This is a genomic window from Klebsiella sp. Shm-1 (genome assembly GCF_040804525.1).
Taxonomy (GTDB): Bacteria; Pseudomonadota; Gammaproteobacteria; order Enterobacterales; family Enterobacteriaceae; genus Klebsiella; species Klebsiella pneumoniae.
On sequence record NZ_CP161823.1, the window covers coordinates 4027282 to 4048165 of the forward strand.

22 protein-coding genes and 1 pseudogene are annotated in these 20884 nt (G+C 57.0%); 10 read left to right on the forward strand and 13 right to left on the reverse strand.

The genetic code is table 11. The features are described from left to right. Nucleotides 1-9 precede the first annotated feature (9 nt). Both AB1E37_RS19795 and AB1E37_RS19800 read left to right on the forward strand, forming a co-directional pair. A complete protein-coding gene (locus tag AB1E37_RS19795; protein WP_002890414.1) occupies nucleotides 10-549 on the forward strand; it encodes a DUF3251 domain-containing protein in 540 nt (179 codons plus the stop codon). A 298-nt stretch (nucleotides 550-847) separates the two neighbouring features. Then, the gene (locus AB1E37_RS19800) at nucleotides 848-1732 is read left to right on the forward strand and encodes a nucleoside-specific channel-forming protein Tsx (RefSeq protein WP_002890412.1); all 885 of its coding nucleotides are present in this window, start codon (nucleotides 848-850) and stop codon (nucleotides 1730-1732) included. A 54-nt stretch (nucleotides 1733-1786) separates the two neighbouring features. Here the strand turns inward: AB1E37_RS19800 and AB1E37_RS19805 are convergent, their stop codons facing one another. The 8 genes from AB1E37_RS19805 to AB1E37_RS19840 form a co-directional block, all read right to left on the reverse strand. Next, nucleotides 1787-2482 carry a YafY family protein gene (locus AB1E37_RS19805; RefSeq protein WP_004178736.1) on the reverse strand — a complete coding sequence of 232 codons (696 nt, stop codon included), beginning with the start codon at nucleotides 2480-2482 and terminating at the stop codon, nucleotides 1787-1789. 23 nt (nucleotides 2483-2505) lie between these two features. After that, entirely contained in the window at nucleotides 2506-2871 is a 366-nt protein-coding gene (locus AB1E37_RS19810) for a VOC family protein (RefSeq protein WP_002890404.1), read from the reverse strand. Nucleotides 2872-3007: 136 nt separating this feature from the next. Next, nucleotides 3008-3979, reverse strand: coding sequence for a protein translocase subunit SecF (gene secF / locus AB1E37_RS19815; RefSeq protein ID WP_002890403.1), 972 nt, complete (start codon nucleotides 3977-3979; stop codon nucleotides 3008-3010). A 10-nt stretch (nucleotides 3980-3989) separates the two neighbouring features. Then, on the reverse strand, nucleotides 3990-5837 hold the full coding sequence (secD, locus tag AB1E37_RS19820) for a protein translocase subunit SecD (protein ID WP_002890400.1): 1848 nt from the start codon (nucleotides 5835-5837) through the stop codon (nucleotides 3990-3992). Between the two features lie 26 nt (nucleotides 5838-5863). Then, nucleotides 5864-6196, reverse strand: coding sequence for a preprotein translocase subunit YajC (yajC, locus tag AB1E37_RS19825; protein ID WP_002890398.1), 333 nt, complete (start codon nucleotides 6194-6196; stop codon nucleotides 5864-5866). 22 nt (nucleotides 6197-6218) lie between these two features. Next, nucleotides 6219-7346 carry a tRNA guanosine(34) transglycosylase Tgt gene (tgt, locus tag AB1E37_RS19830; RefSeq protein ID WP_002890395.1) on the reverse strand — a complete coding sequence of 376 codons (1128 nt, stop codon included), beginning with the start codon at nucleotides 7344-7346 and terminating at the stop codon, nucleotides 6219-6221. 108 nt (nucleotides 7347-7454) lie between these two features. Beyond that, nucleotides 7455-8519 (reverse strand): tRNA preQ1(34) S-adenosylmethionine ribosyltransferase-isomerase QueA, encoded by a 1065-nt coding sequence (queA, locus tag AB1E37_RS19835; RefSeq protein ID WP_002890390.1) that lies wholly within the window; start codon nucleotides 8517-8519, stop codon nucleotides 7455-7457. Between the two features lie 64 nt (nucleotides 8520-8583). Then, nucleotides 8584-8700, reverse strand: a complete 117-nt coding sequence (locus AB1E37_RS19840) for a hypothetical protein (RefSeq protein WP_004218831.1) — start codon at nucleotides 8698-8700, stop codon at nucleotides 8584-8586. A gap of 74 nt (nucleotides 8701-8774) precedes the next feature. Here AB1E37_RS19840 and acpH point away from each other — a divergent pair, with 74 nt between their 5' ends. Together acpH and AB1E37_RS19850 are read left to right on the forward strand one after the other, a co-directional pair. After that, nucleotides 8775-9356 (forward strand): ACP phosphodiesterase, encoded by a 582-nt coding sequence (gene acpH, locus AB1E37_RS19845; RefSeq protein ID WP_004222964.1) that lies wholly within the window; start codon nucleotides 8775-8777, stop codon nucleotides 9354-9356. Nucleotides 9357-9483: 127 nt separating this feature from the next. Continuing rightward, complete coding sequence (locus AB1E37_RS19850; protein WP_004178733.1) at nucleotides 9484-10086, forward strand: peroxiredoxin; 603 nt, start codon at nucleotides 9484-9486, stop codon at nucleotides 10084-10086. A 123-nt stretch (nucleotides 10087-10209) separates the two neighbouring features. On the opposite strand, the pseudogene AB1E37_RS19855 reads toward AB1E37_RS19850, so the two are convergent. Beyond that, nucleotides 10210-10377: pseudogene (locus tag AB1E37_RS19855) on the reverse strand (hypothetical protein). A gap of 55 nt (nucleotides 10378-10432) precedes the next feature. On the opposite strand from AB1E37_RS19855, the gene AB1E37_RS19860 reads away from it, so the two are divergent. The 5 genes from AB1E37_RS19860 to fba all read left to right on the forward strand — a co-directional run bounded on the left by AB1E37_RS19860 (nucleotide 10433) and on the right by fba (nucleotide 14499). Continuing rightward, nucleotides 10433-10876: a PTS sugar transporter subunit IIA gene (locus tag AB1E37_RS19860; RefSeq protein WP_002890380.1), complete on the forward strand. Its 444-nt coding sequence runs from the start codon at nucleotides 10433-10435 to the stop codon at nucleotides 10874-10876. A 5-nt stretch (nucleotides 10877-10881) separates the two neighbouring features. After that, the gene (locus AB1E37_RS19865) at nucleotides 10882-11169 is read left to right on the forward strand and encodes a PTS sugar transporter subunit IIB (RefSeq protein WP_002890376.1); all 288 of its coding nucleotides are present in this window, start codon (nucleotides 10882-10884) and stop codon (nucleotides 11167-11169) included. Between the two features lie 20 nt (nucleotides 11170-11189). After that, nucleotides 11190-12581: a PTS ascorbate transporter subunit IIC gene (locus tag AB1E37_RS19870; protein ID WP_004151345.1), complete on the forward strand. Its 1392-nt coding sequence runs from the start codon at nucleotides 11190-11192 to the stop codon at nucleotides 12579-12581. Between the two features lie 65 nt (nucleotides 12582-12646). Then, nucleotides 12647-13609, forward strand: coding sequence for a carbohydrate kinase family protein (locus AB1E37_RS19875; protein ID WP_002890372.1), 963 nt, complete (start codon nucleotides 12647-12649; stop codon nucleotides 13607-13609). Nucleotides 13610-13644: 35 nt separating this feature from the next. Beyond that, a complete protein-coding gene (gene fba, locus AB1E37_RS19880; protein WP_004218830.1) occupies nucleotides 13645-14499 on the forward strand; it encodes a class II fructose-1,6-bisphosphate aldolase in 855 nt (284 codons plus the stop codon). Nucleotides 14500-14557: 58 nt separating this feature from the next. On the opposite strand, the gene AB1E37_RS19885 is transcribed toward fba, so the two are convergent. The 3 genes from AB1E37_RS19885 to AB1E37_RS19895 form a co-directional block, all read right to left on the reverse strand. After that, on the reverse strand, nucleotides 14558-16426 hold the full coding sequence (locus AB1E37_RS19885; protein WP_029883987.1) for an amidohydrolase: 1869 nt from the start codon (nucleotides 16424-16426) through the stop codon (nucleotides 14558-14560). 24 nt (nucleotides 16427-16450) lie between these two features. Next, the gene (locus AB1E37_RS19890; protein WP_002890365.1) at nucleotides 16451-16996 is read right to left on the reverse strand and encodes an antibiotic biosynthesis monooxygenase; all 546 of its coding nucleotides are present in this window, start codon (nucleotides 16994-16996) and stop codon (nucleotides 16451-16453) included. Between the two features lie 186 nt (nucleotides 16997-17182). Continuing rightward, nucleotides 17183-17824 (reverse strand): hydrolase, encoded by a 642-nt coding sequence (locus tag AB1E37_RS19895; protein WP_002890357.1) that lies wholly within the window; start codon nucleotides 17822-17824, stop codon nucleotides 17183-17185. Nucleotides 17825-18090: 266 nt separating this feature from the next. On the opposite strand from AB1E37_RS19895, the gene AB1E37_RS19900 reads away from it, so the two are divergent. Next, entirely contained in the window at nucleotides 18091-18993 is a 903-nt protein-coding gene (locus tag AB1E37_RS19900; RefSeq protein ID WP_032447369.1) for a LysR substrate-binding domain-containing protein, read from the forward strand. Here the strand turns inward: AB1E37_RS19900 and malZ are convergent. Further along, nucleotides 18990-20807: a maltodextrin glucosidase gene (gene malZ / locus AB1E37_RS19905; protein ID WP_032447368.1), complete on the reverse strand. Its 1818-nt coding sequence runs from the start codon at nucleotides 20805-20807 to the stop codon at nucleotides 18990-18992. The genes AB1E37_RS19900 and malZ overlap by 4 nt on opposite strands. Nucleotides 20808-20884: the final 77 nt, after the last annotated feature.

A 20884-nucleotide genomic window follows, 5' to 3' on the forward strand; every position in this document is an offset into this window, starting at 1 on the left:
ATCCTGACCATGACAAGACGTTACCTGAAGCTCGCCATCGCGGGCTGCCTGTTCACCCTGACCGCCTGCGCCCAGCAAAGCGAAATCCGCCAGATGCACCAGAGCGTGAGTACGCTGAGCCAGGAGATGACCCAGCTCAACCAGCAAACGATCAAAATCACCCAGCAAAACGCGCTGAACGCCAAATCCACCCGCGGCGTCTATCTGCTGCCGGAGGCCAAGACCCCGGCGCGGCTGGAGAGCCAGATCGGCACCCTGCGCATGTCGGTGGGCAGTATTACCCCGGATGGCGATGGGTCACGCCTGACCTTACGCATTCAGGGCGAATCCAACGATCCGCTGCCGGCCTTTACCGCCACCGTCGCTTCCGGACAGATCACCGGCACCACCCACAGCTATCAGGAAGTCAATGTTCAGGATCAGCTGATTAGCGCGCCGGCCAGCACCCTCGCCCCCAGCGATGTCGATATCCCGTTGCGCCTCAATGTAACGCCAGATAAAGTCGGTTTTATTCGCGTACACGATATCCAGCCCGCCGCCGCCCAGTAAGCCTTCAGCCGGGCCTGCCCCGCCCGGCTACCTCCTGCCCCGTCTTTCTTATCCACTTACAACTTTTCGCAAGAGTTCATTAGAAATCGTTCTGCAGCGCGATTTTCAGTAGCATTTTGTCAAGAAATGCATAGAATCGTGAACGCAATCGATTACGCATGTTCTGGTTATGTGAAACAACACGTATTTTTGTGAGCAATGATTCCTATAATAGACCCCCACAGAAAGACGAAATATTTAGAAACGCTTCGGCACTTCTTTTAACGCCTTCAGGCTCAATTTAAACAGTGGCATTACTATGAAAAAAACATTACTGGCAGCGGGTGCGGTTGTGGCGCTCTCCACTACTTTTGCCGCGGGCGCGGCAGAAAACGACAAACCGCAGTATCTGTCTGACTGGTGGCACCAGAGTGTTAACGTGGTGGGCAGCTACCACACCCGTTTTGGACCGCAGATCCGTAACGATACCTACCTAGAATACGAAGCGTTCGCCAAAAAAGACTGGTTTGATTTCTACGGCTATATCGATGCCCCGGTATTCTTCGGCGGCAACAGCACGGCAAAAGGTATCTGGAACAAAGGTTCCCCGCTGTTTATGGAGATCGAACCGCGTTTCTCTATCGATAAGCTGACCAATACCGACCTGAGCTTCGGGCCGTTCAAAGAATGGTATTTCGCCAACAACTATATCTACGATATGGGCCGCAACGACTCCCAGGAGCAGAGCACCTGGTATATGGGTCTGGGTACCGATATCGATACCGGCCTGCCAATGAGCCTGTCGCTGAACGTCTACGCCAAGTACCAGTGGCAGAACTACGGCGCCTCCAACGAAAACGAATGGGACGGCTATCGCTTCAAAGTGAAATACTTTGTGCCGCTGACCGACCTGTGGGGCGGTTCGCTGAGCTACATCGGCTTCACCAACTTCGACTGGGGTTCTGACCTCGGCGATGACAACTTCTACGATCTGAACGGGAAGCACGCGCGCACCAGCAACTCTATCGCCTCCAGCCACATCCTGGCGCTGAACTACGCGCACTGGCACTACTCTATCGTCGCCCGTTACTTCCATAACGGCGGCCAGTGGGCTGATGATGCGAAGCTGAACTTCGGCGATGGTCCGTTCAGCGTTCGCTCGACCGGCTGGGGTGGTTACTTCGTGGTCGGCTACAACTTCTGATCGCTGATACAGCAAGACAGCGCCCGGGCCGCAGCTCCTGCTGCCCGGGCTTTTTTATTTCTCCCGCACCTCGCACCGGACCTTGCGCAGAAAATCGCTTAACGAGCGGTCGGCGCACTCGCTGAATCGACGTTCGGTCGCGCTTACCTCCAGGCAACGATCGAGGCGAAAATTGCGGTAATCATTGCGCAGTTCGCACCAGGCCACCAGCAGCCAGCGCTCCCCCCAGAAAAACAGCCCCAGCGGCAGCACTTCACGCCACGTCACCTGACCGGATTCATCCTGGTAGTGAAGCTGTAATACCTGCTGATTGGATACGGCCTGATGGATAACGTCAAAATGGGTTTTAGCATAGCGATGCGCGCCAAGGTCAGGGGCAAACAGGCGGGTCTGCTCCGCCTGGCGCCGACGCGCCTCCGGCAGGATCGCCAGCATCTTCTCCTGGGCGGATTCCAGCGACTGCGACAGCGCCTCACCGCCCCAGGTTTTCAGCAGCCGAATCGCAGCGATCAGCGCCTCGGACTCTTTGGTGGTCAGCATCAGCGGCGGCAGATCGTAGCCCGCCAGCAGCCGGTAGCCGCTGCCCGCTTCGCCCTCCACCGGTACGCCGGAGAGGGAGAGATCGCGAATATCGCGATAGACGGTACGCTCCGACACGCCCAGCCGCTCCGCCAGCAGCGCGGCGGTAGTGAGCCGCCTGCCGCGCAGGATCTGCACAATCTGAAATAAACGGTCGGCGCGTCGGGTCATGTCTCACTTCACAAAAGTTAAGGTTAAGCCGGCTGGTGCAGGCCGACGCGGTTGCCCTCGCTGTCGGTAAACAGGGCGATGGTGCCAATATCATTCGGCAGCGTCAGCGGGCCGAAGACACAGGCCCCACCCGCCGAGGCAACGCGCTCCAGCGTGGCGGCAAGATGATCAGTATGCAGATAAATAATAGCGCCCTGCGCCGAGGGCGCGATACCTTCAAATTTGGCCAGCGCGCCGCCGGGGGCCGGATCCTGATGCGGGAACACCGCCAGCTCGGCGCAGTCCATGGTTTCGCGACGCAGCGACACTTGCATCACCGGCTCATAAAACGCGACGGCGCGATCCATATCGGCGACCGGAATTTCAAACCAGTTAATCACGTTGTTCATACTTCCTCCTGCTCGTTAGTGAGTTCAGAGGCAGTGTATGGGAGGGCTCCTGACAGCATACTGTCAGCAGGTTTTGTCGCGGGCAAAAAAATCCCGGCCGCAAGGGCCGGGATTGCTTTATCTCAACTGAACTCTATTACGGCAGAATAGACGGCTGATCCGCCCCTTCTTTTTCGACCTTCTGCTGGATCAGATGCTCGCGCTTCATGCCCAGCTTCAACGCCAGCGCGGACGCGACGTAGATAGAAGAAGCCGTACCGATGGAAACACCGATCAGCATGGTCAGCGAGAAGCCTTCCAGAATCGGGCCGCCGAACAGGAACAGCATCAGGATCACCATCAAAGTGGTACCAGAGGTGATCAAGGTACGGTGCAGCGTCTGGGTCAACGACACGTTAAAGATCTCATACGGCGTACCGCGGCGGATCTTACGGAAGTTTTCACGGATACGGTCCGATACCACGATACTGTCGTTCAGCGAGTAGCCGATAACCGACATCAACGAGGCCACGATGGTCAGGTCGATCTCGATATGGAACAGCGACAGCACGCCCATGGTGATCACCACGTCGTGCGCCAGGGCGATAACCACCCCGGCGGCCAGACGCCATTCGAAGCGGAAGCCGACGTAGATCAGGATACAGACCAGCGCCGCAATCAGCGCCAGGGCGCCAGTTTGCGCGAGGTCCGCGCCGACGCTCGGGCCGACAAACTCAATACGCTTCACTGCCGCATTCTGGCTGGTCGATTCGTTAATCACCGTCACGACCTTGCTGCCCAGCTCCTGGCTGCCGTTGGCGTCATGCACCGGCGGCATACGTACCATGATGTCGCGGCTGCTGCCAAAGTTCTGCACCTGCGGCTCTTCAAAGCCCGCTTTCTGCAGGGAATCGCGCATCTGGTCCAGATCGACCGGTTTCTCAAGGGTAATTTCAATCACCGTACCGCCGGTGAAATCGAGCCCCCAGTTAAACCCGCGAACGCCGATGATGGCGATCGACACAATCAGCAGAAAACCTGAAATGCCGAAGGCCCAGTAGTCCCAGCGCATAAAGTCCCAGACTTTACGGCCGTGGTTCAATTGTTCAACAGTATATTCCTGTGCCACAACGCACTCCTCAGATAGACAGCTTTTTAACGCGCTTGCCGCCGTACAGCAGGTTCACGATGGCACGGGTGCCGACGATAGCGGTAAACATTGAGGTCGCGATACCGATACCGGTGGTAATCGCAAACCCTTTAATGGCACCGGTACCGACCGCGTACAGGATGATCACTTTGATAAGCGTCGTCACGTTGGCGTCGAAGATCGAGCTGAACGCGCCGCGATAACCTTCGTCAATCGCCTGCTGAACGGTACGCCCGTTGCTCAGCTCTTCTTTGATACGCTCGTTGATCAGAACGTTAGCATCGACCGCCACCGCAAGGGTTAACACGATACCCGCGATGCCCGGCATGGTCAGCGTCGCCCCCGGGATCAGGGACATAATGCCGACAATCAGTATCAGGTTGGCAATCAGCGCCGAGGTCGCAATCAGGCCGAACTTCTTATAGAAGAGGATCATGAACAGGATAGAGACCACCAGACCGGCCAGACAGGCTTCCAGACCCTGCTTGATGTTCTGCATTCCCAGGGTTGGGCCGATAGTCCGCTCTTCGACGATCTGAATCGGCGCAATCAGCGCGCCGGCACGCAGCAGCAGCGACAGCTGACGCGCTTCGTTCGGATTGCTGATACCGGTGATACGGAAGCTGTTACCCAGACGCGACTGGATGTTGGCGATGTTAATCACCTCTTCCTCTTTCGCCAGGATAGCGCGACCGTTAGCGTCTTTCTTACCGCTGTCTTTATACTCCACGAACAGGGTCGCCATCGGCTTGCCGATGTTGTCCTTAGTGAAGTTAGACATGATGTTACCGCCCGCGCTGTCCAGCGAGATGTTAACCTGCGGCTGGTTGTACTCATCCATGCTGGAGGTCGAGTCGGTGATATGGTCCCCGGTCAGGATCACCCGCTTGTACAGCACTACCGGCTGGCCTTCACGCGTCTGCTTCACTTCCGAGTCGCCCGGCACGCGGCCAGAGGCGGCGGCGGACTGGTCCACATTAGTATTGACCAGACGGAACTCGAGGGTCGCGGTGGCGCCAAGGATTTCCTTCGCACGCGCGGTATCCTGGATACCCGGCAGCTCAACCACGATGCGGTCAGCGCCCTGACGCTGAACCAGCGGCTCGGCGACGCCCAGCTGGTTCACACGGTTACGCAGGATATTAATGTTCTGCTGAACCGCGTACTCACGGGCTTCTTTCAGGCGCTCATCGGTCATCACCGCTTTCAGGCTGTTGTCACCCTGAGAGGAAATAACCAGATCGCGATGGCGAGGGCTGAGATAAGAGATAGCCTGGTCGCGCGCCGCGCTGTCGCGGAAGACGATGCTCAGACCGTAGTTGTCTTCTTTACGCACGGTCGCGTAAGGAATGCCTTTGTCGCGCAGCTCGCTGCGCAGGCTATCGATGTTCTGTTCCTGCAGTTTGCCTAACGCGGTGTCCATGTCGACTTCCATCAGGAAGTGCACGCCGCCGCGCAGATCAAGACCCAGCTTCATCGGCTCGGCATAGAGCGCCGCCAGCCAGCGTGGGGTTGCCGGAGCAAGGTTCAGCGCCACGACGTATTTGTCACCCAGCACGTTAAGCAGCGCTTCGCGCGCGCGCAGCTGGGTATCAGTGGTGTCGAAGCGCGCAAGAATAGCGCCCTCTTCCAGTGCCACAGACTTCGCGGTTATTTTTTCTTCTTGTAAAGTTTTCTGGACCTGGATCAGCGTTTGCTCACTGGCGGCGACGCCGCGCGCGCCAGTGATTTGAACAGCCGGATCCTCACCATACAGGTTGGGAAGCGCATAGATCAGGCCGACGACAATGACGACGACCAGCATGACGTACTTCCACAAAGGATAACGGTTTAACACGGCAGTTCCCTTTGGGAAAAGTTAGATTACAGCGCCTTCATGGTGCCTTTCGGCAGAACGGCAGCAACGAAGTCACGTTTGATAACCACTTCAGTGGTATCGTTCAGCGCGATAGCAATGTAGCCAGTTTCCGCTACTTTGGTCACGCGACCGACCAGACCGCCGTTGGTCAGCACTTCATCACCTTTGGCGATGGAGTTCATCAGGTTCTTATGTTCCTTGGTGCGCTTCTGCTGTGGACGCAGGATCATGAAGTAAAAAATCAGACCGAACACCACCAGCATCAGAATCAGAGACATCGGGCTGCCCTGCGCCGGTGCACCCGTTGCCGCTACCGCATCAGAAATAAAAAAGCTCATTGAAATTCCCTCATTATTAAAATTAATCAACGTTCAAAGGAGGCACGGTGCGCCCCTGACGTTGGTAAAAATCGGTCACGAAGCTCTCTAATTTACCCTCTTCGATAGCCTTGCGTAAACCAGCCATTAAACGCTGATAGTAGCGCAGGTTATGAATGGTATTGAGACGCGCGCCCAATATTTCGTTGCAACGGTCGAGGTGATGCAAGTAAGCGCGTGAATAATTGCGACATGTATAGCAATCACACTCGGCGTCCAGCGGCGCGGTATCGCTTTTGTGCTTCGCGTTGCGGATTTTCACCACGCCGTCGGTGACGAACAGGTGGCCGTTACGCGCGTTGCGCGTCGGCATGACGCAGTCGAACATATCGATACCGCGACGTACCCCTTCCACCAGATCTTCCGGCTTCCCGACGCCCATCAGGTATCGTGGTTTATCGGCCGGGATCTGCGGGCAGACGTGCTCCAGAATACGGTGCATGTCTTCCTTCGGCTCACCAACCGCCAAACCGCCGACAGCGTAGCCATCAAAGCCAATCTCTACCAGACCTTTCACCGAGATATCGCGTAAATCTTCGTAAACGCTACCCTGAATAATGCCGAACAGCGCATTTTTATTGCCAAGGCTATCGAAACGGTCGCGGCTGCGCTTCGCCCAGCGCAGAGACATCTCCATTGAGCGCTTGGCGTAATCCCAGTCCGCCGGGTACGGCGTACATTCGTCGAAGATCATCACGATGTCAGAGCCGAGATCGTACTGAATCTCCATCGATTTTTCCGGATCGAGGAAAATCGGATCGCCGTTGATCGGATTGCGGAAGTGGACGCCCTGCTCGGTGATCTTACGGATATCGCCAAGGCTGAACACCTGGAAACCGCCGGAGTCGGTCAGGATCGGTCCTTTCCACTGCATAAAATCGTGCAGATCGCCGTGCAGCTTCATGATCTCCTGACCCGGGCGCAGCCACAGGTGGAAGGTGTTGCCGAGAATAATCTGCGCGCCGGTGGCTTCCACCTCTTCCGGCGTCATCCCTTTGACGGTGCCGTAGGTGCCAACGGGCATAAAGGCCGGTGTTTCCACCACGCCGCGCTCAAACACCAGGCGACCGCGGCGGGCGCGACCGTCGGTGGTATCCAGTTCAAATTTCATGCTTGCTCCTGCGTCAGAAAAACAGTCCGACGTTTTCATACTCGCCACGGAATGATTCCGTAGCTAAAAAATGCGTTATGGCGTCTACAAGCCGGCGTACCGGCCTTTTCAGGGACGCTCAGAAATAGCCTGCGGATTGTACGTGATAAACATCGCATCCCCGTAGCTAAAAAAGCGATATTTCTGCTCAACCGCCACCTTATAGGCGTTCATGGTGTGCTGATAACCCGCAAACGCCGACACCAGCATAATCAGTGTGGATTCAGGGAGATGGAAGTTAGTCACCAGCGCATCGATCACCTGGTACTGATAACCCGGGTAGATGAAAATCTGCGTATCGTCGAAGAACGGCGCGATCAGCGCGTCTTTCGCCGCCTGCGCCGCGCTCTCCAGCGAACGTACCGAGGTGGTGCCCACCGCGATCACGCGGTTGCCGCGCGCTTTCGCCGCCAGCACCGCATCGACCACCTCCTGCGGCACTTCGGCATATTCGGAGTGCATGGTGTGCTCTTCAATGCTGTCGACGCGCACCGGCTGGAAGGTGCCCGCGCCCACATGCAGGGTGACAAACGCCATCTCAACGCCTTTGGCGCGCAGTTTGTCCAGCAGCGGTTCGTCGAAATGCAAACCGGCGGTCGGGGCGGCTACCGCGCCCGGCCTGGTGCCATAGACGGTTTGATAGAGCTCGCGGTCGGCGTCTTCGTCCGGGCGGTCAATATAGGGCGGCAGCGGCATATGGCCGATCCCGTTAAGGATCTCCAGCACCGGGCGCTCGTCGTTAAACTCCACTTCAAACAGCGCGCCATGACGCGCCAGCATCGTGGCCTTAATGCTCTCGTCATCGCCCAGCAGCAGCTCGGCGCCCGGCTTCGGCGCTTTTGAGGCGCGAATATGGGCCAGGATGCGCTTATCATCCAGCATCCGCTCCACCAGCACTTCAATCTTGCCGCCGCTGGCCTTGCGGCCGAACAGACGCGCCGGGATCACCCGGGTGTTGTTAAACACCAGCAGATCGCCGGGATTGAGCTTATCGAGGATGTCGGTGAAGGTGCCATGCGTCAGCGCGCCCGTCGGCCCGTCCAGGGAGAGCAAGCGACAGCTACTGCGCTCAGGCATCGGATAGTGGGCGATCAGAGATTCGGGTAGTTCAAAAGCAAAATCGGTAACGCGCATGACGGTAACTCAGACTGAATAAAGAGGCGGGTAGTCTAGTGCCGGGGCGGTCTGGCTGCAACCTTTACCCCTCCGGATGAATGACATAATCTATATTCCAAATCATTCCGAATGCCGCCATGCGGCAACCGAATGCCTTACCGGTGGCAAAGGTGCCGCGCGCGGCCAGACAGCATGCCATTCGGCCACCGAGGCGGCGTTCAGCGCAACATCGGTGTTTCCACCTGCCCGCTCGTATTTAAAGGATGTCGTTTTATGAATTTTCTCGCCCACCTGCACCTGGCCCATCTCGCCGACAGTTCGCTGCCCGGCAACCTGATGGCCGACTTCGTGCGCGGCAACCCGCAGGGCGACTATCCGGCGGAGATCATCGACGGCATCTATATGCATCGGCGGATTGACGTGATGACTGACAACCTGGCGGAAGTCAAAGAGGCGCGGGAGTGGTTTCGCCCGCAGACCCGCCGCGTCGCCCCCATCACCCTCGACGTTATGTGGGATCATTTCCTGTCCCAGCACTGGGCGCAGCTCTCCCCTGACCTGCCGCTGGACGAGTTCGTACGCTACGCCGAGCGGCAGATCGTCCCCATCCTGCCCGACTCGCCGCCCCGCTTCGTCAATCTCAATCAATATCTGTGGTCGGAGCGCTGGCTGGAGCGCTATCGGGAAATGGATTTTATTCAGCGCGTGCTGAACGGCATGGCCAGCCGCCGTCCACGTCTCGAGGCGCTACGCGACTCCTGGCAGGATCTGGATACCCATTACGACCGTCTGGAGACGCAGTTCTGGCGCTTTTATCCGCAGATGATGCGCCAGGCAGAAAACAAACAGCTGTAATAGCCACGTCATTGATAGGTAAAAGCTGGCTGAACGATTGTTAGCGCCTCTTTGTGTTATTGCCGGGCAGGCTCTATACTTGCCCGCGTTGCGTTCCAAATAACCTTAGTAATTACAGGAGAATCAAATGGTTCTGGTCACTCGTCAAGCGCCGGATTTTACTGCAGCCGCTGTGCTGGGTAATGGTGAGATCGTTGAGAAATTCAATTTCAAACAGCACACCAACGGTAAACCTACCGTTCTGTTCTTCTGGCCGATGGACTTCACCTTCGTGTGCCCGTCTGAGCTGATCGCGTTCGACAAACGTTACGAAGAATTCCAGAAACGCGGCGTGGAAGTGGTTGGCGTTTCCTTCGACTCCGAGTTCGTGCACAACGCATGGCGTAACACCCCGGTAGACCAGGGCGGTATCGGCCCGGTTAAATACGCGATGGTTGCTGACATCAAACGTGAAATCCAGAAAGCTTACGGTATCGAGCATCCGGACGAAGGCGTAGCACTGCGCGGCTCTTTCCTGATCGACGCTAACGGCGTGGTACGCCACCAGGTGGTTAACGACCTGCCGCTGGGCCGTAACATCGACGAAATGCTGCGTATGGTTGACGCCCTGCAGTTCCACGAAGAGCACGGCGAAGTCTGCCCGGCGCAGTGGGAAAAAGGAAAAGAAGGTATGGCCGCCTCTCCGGAAGGCGTTGCAAAATACCTGACCGAAAACGTTTCCAGCCTGTAATCGGCACGCGTTTTAATAAAAGGCTCGCTCAGGCGGGCCTTTTTTGTTAGCGGCGTCAAAATTTAAGAAAATGACCCGCCGATATTTGTGACCAGCGATACACTTCTGGCGAAAAAATTCGCCCTACCTCTCACTTTTTCTCTGCCAAATTTCAGCGTCAAAATACAAAGCCTTCATAACAGCCTGAAAAACTTATAAATTATTTATATCTTTTTCTGCCGGTACTTTGCCGTCGATGTGATCCCCATCAATATTTAAAACCGCGGATGTGATCTCATCCATCATTTTCATCAATGTATTTGGTCATGATTTAACTCAGGAACAGGAATACGTTCAGGAGCTGAGGATGGAAATTATTTTTGACCCGTCGTTAATCGCCCTTAAGCAGAATATTTCCCGTGCGGAAGAGGCCATCGAACTGGCGGGTTCATTACTTGCCAGGCGCCAGATTTGCAGCGCCGAATATGTCAACGAGATGCTGACGGTATATGAAGATTTTGGCGCCGCCATCGTGATAGATGACGGGATTGCCATGCCGCATGCCCGGCCGGAAAAAGGGGCATTACAGACCGGGTTCTCACTTGTCACCACCGCCACGCCAATCTCCTTCGGCCACGATGAGTTCGATCCGGTTTCCGTGGTCATCGCGATCGCCGGCGCCGATGCTGACAGTCATATCAAAATGATCCAACTGATAGCCTCGCTGATCGAGTCAGATATTGTGACCTTTCTTCAGCAGGAAAATGACGTTAATTCAGTCTTACATTTCATTCAAAAACAAATGGAGTAGTCATTATGTTAGTTATCAGAACGGTTTGTGGTAACGGTATTGGCAGCTCATTGATGGCTGCGAATAATGTGAAAAAGATCTGTGACGAATTAGGCATCAAAGCGGACGTCGCCTCGGTCGATTTTGCTAACGCCGTCGGGGAAAAAGCCGACCTTTACGTAACGATCAAAGAACTGGCAAATCAATTTCCGGCCCACTGTCATGTCGCCATCATTCGCAGCTACGTCCATAAAGCGAAGATCGCCGAGGATATTACCGATGCGCTGATGAAAATTGCTGCGACTCACTCTTAATCAGCATAGAGGGAACGACCATGCAGGCTATTCTTAGTTTCTTAACGGAAATATTCAGTCAACCCGCCTTTTTAATGGGGCTTATCGCCTTCGTTGGTTTAGTGGCGCTGCGCTCCCCTGGCAATAAACTGCTTACCGGCACATTAAAGCCGATTTTAGGCTATTTGATGTTGAGCGCTGGGGCAGGCGTTATCGTTGCCAATCTCAATCCGCTGGGCGGTATTATCGAGGCCGGATTTAATATCCGCGGCGTTATTCCGAACAATGAAGCCATTGTCTCCGTCGCCCAGAAAATGCTGGGCGTGGAAACCATGAGTATTTTGCTGTTAGGCTTTATTTTCAACCTGATTATCGCCCGTTGTACCAAGTATAAATATATCTTTCTGACCGGCCATCATTCGTTCTTTCTCGCCTGCCTGTTCTCCGCCGTTCTGCAGGCGGCGGAGTTCCAGGGCTGGATGTTGATCCTGATCGGTGGATTCCTGTTGGGCTCATGGTCGGCCATCTCCCCGGCCATCGGTCAGCGTTACACCAGGCAGGTAACCGAAGACGGCGGGATCGCCATGGGCCATTTCGGCTCTCTCGGCTACTACCTCTCGGCATGGATCGCCAGCCGGACCGGCAATCCGGCAAATTCCTTCGCCGATACCGAAATTTCAGAAAAGTGGGGCTTTCTGCGCGATACCACGGTCACCACCGGTATCGTGATGTTTGTTATCTACTTTGTCTGCAGCGCTGTCGCCGGGTCGGCGTACCTGAGCACCATCACCGACCAAAACATGCTGATCTTCTCGGTGCTGACCGGTCTGCAGTTCGCCGTTGGCGTAGCCATTGTCTATAACGGCGTGCGGCTGATCCTCGGCGATCTGGTGCCGGCGTTCCAGGGCATCAGCCAGAAGCTGATCCCGGACTCCATCCCGGCCGTTGACTGCGCGGTGTTCTTCACCTTTAGCCCCACCGCGGTGGTAGTGGGATTCATCAGCTCCTTTGTGGGCGGGCTGGTCGGGATGCTCTTGCTCGGCGGGCTGGGCATGGCGCTGATTATTCCCGGCATGGTGCCGCACTTCTTCTGCGGCGGCACGTCCGGCGTCTTCGCCGACAAACTGGGCGGTAAGCGCGGATGTATCATCGCCTCCTTTATCGGCGGGATCTTCCTCGCCTTCCTGCCGGCGATGCTGCTGCCGGCGCTCGGCAACCTCGGGTTTGAAAACAGCACCTTCGCCGATTTCGACTTCGCGGTATGGGGCATCATTATCGGGAATGCGTTCACCCAGTTTGGTCAGATCACTATCTATCTGATTTGTCTGGCGCTGCTCGTCGCGCTGCTGGCGCCTTTCTGCTTCCGTCACGTCCAGGTGGTGGGCAACACGCTCAGCTATGAGGAGCTTACGGCGAAGCAGAAAAATGAATAAGCGAGGTCATTTTTCCCGGCGGGAGGGCCACGCTTTCCGCCGCTGACAAATAATCAGGAGTGGTTATGGCTATTTTGTCCATTGGATTTGCTTGTTTCGATCAGTTTTTCTTTCTCAATGAATGGCCCCAGGAGAATACCAAAAACTTTTGTCATGATTTTATTGAAAGCGGCGGCGGTCCGGCGGCCAATGCGGCCTGGCTGCTGGGATTATGGGGCGAGGAGGTTTATTACATTGGTCATCTGCAGCAGGACCTTTACGGTCAGCGCATTATCGATGAGTTTGCCGAGGCGGGGGTGGATACCAGCCAGGTGGTTTTCTCCGATGACATGATCACCCCGCTGGCCTCGGTGCTGGTCAATCGCTTAACGGGTTCGCGGACGATTATTACCCGCAAGATGCAAACGCCGCCTTCCCTGACCTACGAGCAAAAGCTCAAACTGGACGACCTCGCCGAGCGACTGATTGCCAGCGAGGAGCCGGTCACCATTTTAATTGACGGCCATGAGGCGGAAATCAGTGAATATTTAATTAAGAAACTGCCCAACGCCAGGGTCGTGATGGACGGCGGGTCACTGCGCGCCAGCAATATTAAACTGGCGGCCTGGACTGACTATTTTGTAGTGAGCGAACATTTCGCCCGCGATTATATGAGCTATCGCTCGCTGAGCACCGAAGCAGAAATTAAAGCGGCCCTGATTGAGTTGAATAAAATTTGCCGCGGTGAAGCATTTATTACCCTTGGCGAAAAAGGCTGCGCTTTTTTAAAAAGCGGTATGCTGCAGATCGTCCCGTCCTGGCTGTGCAATGCCGTTGATACCACCGGCGCCGGGGATGTATTTCACGGCGCCTTCACCTATGGCGTCCATTACTCATGGCATATCGATAACATTATTTTATTTGCCAGCCTGACCGCCGCCATTTCTATTGAGAAAAAAGGGGTTCGGGAATCGATGCCGGACCTGGCGGTCGTCCACCACTCGTTAAATAGCTACGAGAGAAACTTAACGCAATATTTTGAAGAATAACTGCATTTAATAAATATCAAGAGGTGAATATGTTAGTGTCGATGAAGGACATGCTTCAGCATGCCCTGCGGGACGGCTACGCCGTCGGTCAGTTCAACATTAATAATCTGGAATGGGTCGGCGCCGTATTAAGCACCGCCCAGCAGTGCCGCTCACCGGTTATTTTGGGGGTGTCCGGCGGCACGGTTAAGCATATGCTCGGGTTAAAATGTATTCATGACATTGTGGTTAACGCCATGGAGTATTTGCATATTGATGTTCCGGTGGCGCTGCATCTGGATCATGGCACCTCCCGGGAGGCCTGCGAAGCGGCGATCGCCGCCGGCTTCAGTTCCATTATGTTTGATGGCTCGCATCTGCCGTTCAGGGAAAACCTGGCCATTACTCGCCACCTGGTGACGCTGGCCCACAGCAAAGGTATCTCTGTGGAGGCCGAACTGGGGACCATCGCCGGCAGTGAAGACGGCATTGTCAATTCCGAAGTCATCTACGCCGATCCTCAGGAGTGCTACACCCTGGTGACAGAAACCCAGGTGGATTGCCTCGCCGCCGCGCTGGGCTCCACCCATGGTCTGTATAAAGGTAAAGCCCGACTGGGATTTACCGAGATGAAAGCCATTGCCGAGCAGGTGAAGGTTCCGCTGGTGCTGCATGGCGGCACCGGAATTGCCGATGAGGATATGCGCCGGGCGATTGCCTGCGGCACCGCCAAGATTAACGTTAATACCGAAAATATGTACGCCTGGTGCCAACAGGTGAAAGCAATTTTCGCCGCCGACACCGGGCACGATGTGAACGATCCGCGGAAAGTCATCGCCCAGGGACTGCAGCCGGTACGCGAGATGATTGCCCGCCGCATGGCGCTCTTTGGCTCAGAGCAGCGCTATTGACGCCGGGCCTGCGGCTGAAACCACCGCCCCGACGCTGCCGGGGCGGTGGCGTCAGGTATCAAAAGGCAAAGCAGGAACAGCCCAGCACGCCCCAGAAGGCCTGCTCGTCAGAGACCGGAATCGACGACTTACGCGCAATATCATGCTGATGGCCGTGGACGCCACAGCTACCGCAGCACTGGTGCATCTGCACCATGGCGCCGATTTTAGCCGTCGCCGGCGGAGCGGAACGGTAATGGCCCGGGACCTTCACCACCGGCGACCACTCCGGCAGCACCGGAATAGGCGGCGGCGCCAGCGGCGAGAAGTGACCGGCGGCATAGACCACTTTGCCGTCAACCACCGTCAGCACCGACTCAATGCCTTTGATCTCCTCTTCCGCGACGCTGAAGTAGTCTTTCGACAGCACCACCAGATCGGCAAGCTGACCGGCGGCCAGACGGCCTTTCTTGCCCTGCTCGCTGGAGAACCAGGCGCTGCCCGCCGTCCACAGCTCCAGCGCGACATCGCGCGGCAGGCGGTTGGCGTCGTCATACATCGCCATCCCGCCAACGGTGCGCCCGGAGACCAGCCAGTACAGCGCGGTCCACGGGTTATAGCTGGCGACGCGGGTCGCATCGGTGCCCAGCCCCACCGGCACGTCCAGCGCCAGCATCTTTGCTACCGGCGGGGTATGTTTCACCGCCTCTTTGCCGTAGCGATCGACAAAATATTCGCCCTGGAAGGCCATCCGATGCTGCACCGCAATACCGCCCCCCAGCGCCTTCACCCGCTCAATGTTACGCTCGATAATGGTCTCGGCATGATCGAAGAACCAGTGCAGGCCATTAAACGGGATATCGCGGTTCACCTTCTCAAACACGTCCAGCATCCGGCTGATGGACTCATCGTAGGTGGCATGCAGGCGGAACGGCCAGCGATGCTCCACCAGATGGCGTACCACCCGCTCCAGCTCATCCTCCATGCCTTGCGGCAGATCCGGCCGCGGCTGCAGGAAATCTTCAAAATCCGCCGCCGAAAATACCAGCATCTCGCCGGCGCCGTTGGCGCGATAGAAGTCAGTCCCCTGCCCCGGCTTCAGCATGTCGGTCCAGCGTTCAAAATCCTCCAGCTCCTGCTTCGGCCGCTGGGTAAACAGGTTGTAGGCGATGCGCACGGTCATCTGATCTTTCGCGTGCAGCTGTTCGATAATTTCGTAATCTTCCGGATAGTTCTGGAAGCCGCCTCCGGCGTCGATGGCGCTGGTCAGCCCCAGTCGGTTCAGCTCGCGCATAAATTGACGGGTGGAGTTCACCTGCAGATCCAGCGGCAGCTTCGGCCCCTTGGCCAGCGTAGCGTAAAGGATCATGGCGTTCGGTTTGGCGATCAGCATCCCGGTCGGGTTGCCGTGGCTATCGCGGACGATCTCGCCGCCCGCCGGATCCGGCGTCTCTTTGGTATATCCCACGGCTTTCAGCGCCGCACGGTTCAACAGCGCGCGATCGTAGAGATGGAGCACAAACACCGGCGTATCAGGCGCCGCCTCGTTCAGCTCTTCCAGGGTCGGCATCCGCCGCTCGGCGAACTGAAATTCGCTCCAGCCGCCGACCACCCGCACCCACTGCGGGGACGGCGTGCGATCCGCCTGATCCTTCAGCATTCGCAGGGCATCCGCCAGCGAGGGAACGCCCTCCCAGCGGAGCTCAAGGTTGTAGTTCAACCCACCGCGAATCAGGTGCAGGTGAGAATCGTTGAGGCCCGGGATCACCGTATGCCCTTTGAGATCGACGATTTGCGTCCCCTCGGCGGCAAAGCTCATGATCCGATCGTGACTTCCGGTGGCAACAATTTTTCCGTCGGCGATGGCCACGGCTTCCGCCAGGGGATTCGCACGATCGAGGGTATGAATCTGACCGTGGGTCAGAATCAGTGTGGCAGTTTGCGACATAACGCACTCCTTGAGGAGGCTGACTCAGTTTTTCTTCAACCAGCCAGCAAACAGGCGGGTCACGATGGGCATCCAGAACCAGACCACCAGCGCAACCACGCAGGCATCATTGATGAGGTGCAGCAGCAGGCTCCCCTTAAGCGACGGCAGCAGCATGCCGGTCACCGCAGGCACCAGGTTGGTGCTGGGGAAAATCACCAGCAGGGTGATCAGAAACTGTTTCCAGCGCCGCGGCTGGCGTACGTTCACCGTCGGCGGGGTAAACCAGAAGGCCGGTTCAGTCCGCACCTCAGTCCGATCGCCTTCCGTCAGCAGCGGCGCAATCTCAGCCACCAGTTGCCGACGGGTTTCCGACTGCGTCCAGGCGTAGAGGTGCTCCAGGGTATCGAAGCGGATTATGACGCTCCACAGATTCTGCCCTGCGGCAGGCCGGATCACATTCGCCCCAAGATGGCCGGGAAATTCTGCCGCAATGGGCATAATTTTACCGAGCCACTCTTCGTAGCGCTGGCTGTGTTGCGGATCGAGCAGATGGCTGATAACCAGGGTCACCGATTTTTGCTGCGCCATGACGAGTTCCTTGCTTCAGGGAAATGGCCGGTTTTCTCCTGCCACTCTCCATAAATGATCTGACACAACATCCTTCATGCTGCGTTGAAGCGGCAGGCGGGCACGTCCCCGTGAACTTGAATAAATTCAGTAGCTGGGGACGGACAAACGCAGCCAACAACGCAGCAGCCTGAAGGATGGAGTGATTTACGCTTTACGCTCCGGCGCGCCATGCACCATGGTATAAGCGTAATCCACGCCCATCCCGTAGGCGCCGCTGTGTTCGCGCACCAGGTCCATTACCGCATCGTAGGTCGCTTTGCGCGACCAGTCGCGCTGGTACTCCAGCAGCACCTGCTGCCAGGTCACCGGCACCGCCCCCGCCTGCACCATCCGGTCAATAGACCGCTCATGGGCGTCGACAGAGGTGCCGCCGGAGGTATCCGTCACCACATAGACCTCGTAGCCCGCCTCCAGCGCCATCAACGCCGGGAAAGTCAGGCAGACTTCGGTCCACAGAGCGGAGATCACCAGCTTTTTACGGCCGGTCGCTTTCACCGCTGCCACAAACGCATCGTCTTCCCAGGAGTTCATGGAGGTACGTTCAATCGGCTTGACGTCAGGATGCACGGCCAATAATTCCGGCCAGATATAGCCGCTAAAGCTTTTGGTCTCTACGGAGGTATAAATCACCGGTACATTAAAAATTTTGCCCGCTTTCGCCAGCGCCACGGTGTTATTTTTCAGGGTCTGGCGATCGATATTCGCCACGCCAAAGGACATTTGCGGCTGATGGTCAATAAAGATAAGCGCGGAATTAGTGGGATCGAGCAGTTCACGAATAGACATTAAATACCTTCTTAATCAATTAGTTAAAAAGATGACATGATGATTAATGCGTCGTGTGGATCCTGACTGATAAAGCATGGTGAGTATAGCCAGTTATTTCTAACAAGTTATTAAGGATTTTTTATGGTTTATATTTTTTGCCGCGACCAGGATTTATTCACGCCTGTTTTAATCAAATTTTTACGCCAAACTGTTCTGATTTATTCACTGGCTTTGATTATTGCGCTTAGGTACAACAGAGAAAACAAATTAATGGATAGCTTCATATGCGCGTAAACTTTGATGTTTTGATGATCCTTGATGCCCTTGACCGCCACGGATCCTTCGCCACCGCCGCGGAGTCGCTGTATAAAACCCCCGCCGCTCTGAGCTATATGATCCAGAAGCTGGAGAGCGATCTGAACATCGTGCTGTTGGATCGTTCCGGCCATCGGGCAAAATTTACCGATACCGGGCGGCTGATGCTGGAGAAGGGGCGACAGCTTTTAAGTGCCGCCAGAGATCTGGAAAAGCAGGCCCAGCAGCTGAGCGCGGGCTGGGAGCGAGAGCTAGCCATCGCCCTTGACGCCTCATTTCCCTTTTCGGCCCTGCTGCCGCTGATCGCCGAGTTTTACGCGCAAAACCCACAGACGCGACTGAACTTCAGCCATCACACCCTCGCCGGTTCGTGGGAAGAGCTGACCCATCATGGGGCGGATATTATCCTCGGCGCCATCAATGAGCCGCCCACCTCCGCGGAGTGGTCATGGCAAACCCTCGGCGCGTTGGATAACATCTTCGTCGTCGCCCCCCATCACCCGCTGGCTCAGGCGAAGGAGCCACTGGCCAATAAACAGCTCAGCCAGCATCGGGCCATCGTGATCCGCGACAGCGCCCGCTATTGCCATCCGCTCAACAGCAATCTCCTCGACGAGCAGCCGCAAATCGGCGTCGATGATTTCGCCAGTAAAGTCGAACTATTGTGCGCCGGGCTGGGCTGCGGCTTTCTGCCGCGCCATATCGCTCGCCCGTGGCTGGTAAAAGGCAGTCTGGTGGAGAAAAGCGTCGCCTGCTGGCGGGAAAAGGATATTACCTATATGGCCTGGCGCAGCGGGAATGATGGGCTGGCTCAGCGCTGGTGGCGGGAGGTGCTCCTCCGCGGCGACCTGCTGAGCCAGCTCTACCATTAACGGCCGGACCAGACGTTGGCGGAGATGGCCGGGAGGGTCAGCACCCCGTCCTGGAAGGCGCCGGCGCCCTCCTGCAGCGTCCACCCGGCCACGTTCAGCAGCGGGGAATCTTCAATAACCACCTCGCAGGCTTCCCCGCGGTTAATCGCCACCAGCACCCGCTGCTGTTTGTAGACGCGGACAAACACCACCACGTTATCCTCGGCGTAAATCACCTGACAGCCGCCATAGCGCAGCGCCTGGTGGGCCTTACGCAGTTTCGCCATCCGCTGATACAGCGCCAGCAGCTGGGTATCCTGCAGCGCCGGATCCCACGGGAACGGTTTGCGGCAGAACGGATCGTTATTGCCATCCACGCCCACCTCGTCGCCATAGTAGATGCACGGTACCCCCGGCCAGCTGAACAGCCACACCACCGCCAGCGGCAGGCGCGCTACGTCTTTGCCAAGAAGAGATTTAAAACGCGCCGTATCATGGCTGTCGAGCTGGTTGAACATCCGCAGCTGCTGCTGATGCGACAGCCCGGCGCGATAATTATCCATCCACGCCATACAGGTCTGGGCGTCTATTTTCTGCGGATCGTAAGAAATATCGGTATTGGCGAGGAATCCCCAGATCGGGAAGGTGAAGCCGCGATAGTTCATCGCCGCGTCTTCGGCATCCGCCTGCAGCCACTGGCGCGCGTCGCCAAAATGTTCGCCAAAGACAAAAGCTTCCGGCTGCGCTTGCTTCGCTGCCTGGGTAATGCCGGCGATATGCTGCAGGTTATTCCGCGCCCCGCCGCCTTCGCCCAGCATATGCACCACGTCCAGACGCCAGCCGTCCATGCTCCATGGCGCCTTCAGCCAGTGGCGTACGATACTGTCTTCACCGGCATAGATCTCGTTGACCAGGCTGGTCGACCGATAGTCGAGCTTCGGCAGACTGGCATAACCCAGCCAGTTGTGCGCCTGCCCCTCCTCTGAGAAGGTAAACCAGTCGCGCCACGGGGAGTCCAGATCGTGGCCGGCGCCGCCGCTGCCCTGCTGGTGACGGTCGAACCAGGGATGGGAATCGCCGGTATGGTTGAACACGCCGTCGAGGATCATGCGCATTCCCGCCCGCTGGGTGTTGTGGCGCAGCCGGAGCAGCGCCGCGTCGCCGCCAAACTGCGGATCGACGCGCCGATAATCCTCGGTATCGTATTTATGCACGCTGGGGGCGGCGAAAACCGGGTTCAGATACAGAGCGGTTACGCCGAGCTGCTTCAGGTAGGGAAGTTTTTCGCTGATGCCGTCGAGATCCCCGCCGTAGAACGTCGACCCGCCCGCCTCGCCGGTAAGCGGGTCGTCCCACGCCTTGCGCACAATCTCCCGTCCCGCCGCGTGATGGTAATAGACCGCATCCTGGTCGGCGTCACGCGCGGCGCTGCGGGCAAAGCGATCGGGGAAAATTTGATAGAACACCTGATCGGCCACCCACTGCGGGCCGGCGTCAGGCAGGTCAATGGCGAACTGCTCCAGTCGGGCCGGCGAGAATCGGGTGAAGCCTTGTGGCGTAAACCAGCGCTGATGGTCGGCCCACAGCAGCTTAAAGCTGTAGCGGCGGCGCGGCTGGCCGCTGGCGAGAGAGATTTCGCCGCGCCATGCCACCACGCCTGGCTGTGGCGCCTGGCGGAGCCGCTGCATCGGCAGCGACAGCTCTTCGTTATCCTCTTCCGCGCGCAGCGTGATCCGCTGCGGCAGCGACTCACCGCTTAACCACAGAGTAATAAACAGTCGGTCCGGTTGCACCTTGATAAAGGGTGCAACCGGAAGGTGCCATGCCTTCAACATCGTGAATCCTCATTGTGCAGAATGGGCACACCTTGCCATAGCCGCCGGGCGCAGAACTCATCATCTCAGAACTTTTT

What these genes read in the sequence shown, in the direction of transcription:
- AB1E37_RS19795 (WP_002890414.1), top strand. Translation starts at nt 10, where the DNA reads ATGACAAGACGTTACCTGAAGCTCGCCATCGCGGGCTGCCTGTTCACC.
- AB1E37_RS19800 (WP_002890412.1), top strand. Translation starts at nt 848, where the DNA reads ATGAAAAAAACATTACTGGCAGCGGGTGCGGTTGTGGCGCTCTCCACT.
- AB1E37_RS19805 (WP_004178736.1), bottom strand. Translation starts at nt 2,482, where the DNA reads ATGACCCGACGCGCCGACCGTTTATTTCAGATTGTGCAGATCCTGCGC.
- AB1E37_RS19810 (WP_002890404.1), bottom strand. Translation starts at nt 2,871, where the DNA reads ATGAACAACGTGATTAACTGGTTTGAAATTCCGGTCGCCGATATGGAT.
- yajC (WP_002890398.1), bottom strand. Translation starts at nt 6,196, where the DNA reads ATGAGCTTTTTTATTTCTGATGCGGTAGCGGCAACGGGTGCACCGGCG.
- tgt (WP_002890395.1), bottom strand. Translation starts at nt 7,346, where the DNA reads ATGAAATTTGAACTGGATACCACCGACGGTCGCGCCCGCCGCGGTCGC.
- queA (WP_002890390.1), bottom strand. Translation starts at nt 8,519, where the DNA reads ATGCGCGTTACCGATTTTGCTTTTGAACTACCCGAATCTCTGATCGCC.
- AB1E37_RS19840 (WP_004218831.1), bottom strand. Translation starts at nt 8,700, where the DNA reads ATGGCATGCTGTCTGGCCGCGCGCGGCACCTTTGCCACCGGTAAGGCA.
- acpH (WP_004222964.1), top strand. Translation starts at nt 8,775, where the DNA reads ATGAATTTTCTCGCCCACCTGCACCTGGCCCATCTCGCCGACAGTTCG.
- AB1E37_RS19850 (WP_004178733.1), top strand. Translation starts at nt 9,484, where the DNA reads ATGGTTCTGGTCACTCGTCAAGCGCCGGATTTTACTGCAGCCGCTGTG.
- AB1E37_RS19860 (WP_002890380.1), top strand. Translation starts at nt 10,433, where the DNA reads ATGGAAATTATTTTTGACCCGTCGTTAATCGCCCTTAAGCAGAATATT.
- AB1E37_RS19865 (WP_002890376.1), top strand. Translation starts at nt 10,882, where the DNA reads ATGTTAGTTATCAGAACGGTTTGTGGTAACGGTATTGGCAGCTCATTG.
- AB1E37_RS19870 (WP_004151345.1), top strand. Translation starts at nt 11,190, where the DNA reads ATGCAGGCTATTCTTAGTTTCTTAACGGAAATATTCAGTCAACCCGCC.
- AB1E37_RS19875 (WP_002890372.1), top strand. Translation starts at nt 12,647, where the DNA reads ATGGCTATTTTGTCCATTGGATTTGCTTGTTTCGATCAGTTTTTCTTT.
- AB1E37_RS19885 (WP_029883987.1), bottom strand. Translation starts at nt 16,426, where the DNA reads ATGTCGCAAACTGCCACACTGATTCTGACCCACGGTCAGATTCATACC.
- AB1E37_RS19890 (WP_002890365.1), bottom strand. Translation starts at nt 16,996, where the DNA reads ATGGCGCAGCAAAAATCGGTGACCCTGGTTATCAGCCATCTGCTCGAT.
- AB1E37_RS19895 (WP_002890357.1), bottom strand. Translation starts at nt 17,824, where the DNA reads ATGTCTATTCGTGAACTGCTCGATCCCACTAATTCCGCGCTTATCTTT.
- AB1E37_RS19900 (WP_032447369.1), top strand. Translation starts at nt 18,091, where the DNA reads ATGCGCGTAAACTTTGATGTTTTGATGATCCTTGATGCCCTTGACCGC.
- malZ (WP_032447368.1), bottom strand. Translation starts at nt 20,807, where the DNA reads ATGTTGAAGGCATGGCACCTTCCGGTTGCACCCTTTATCAAGGTGCAA.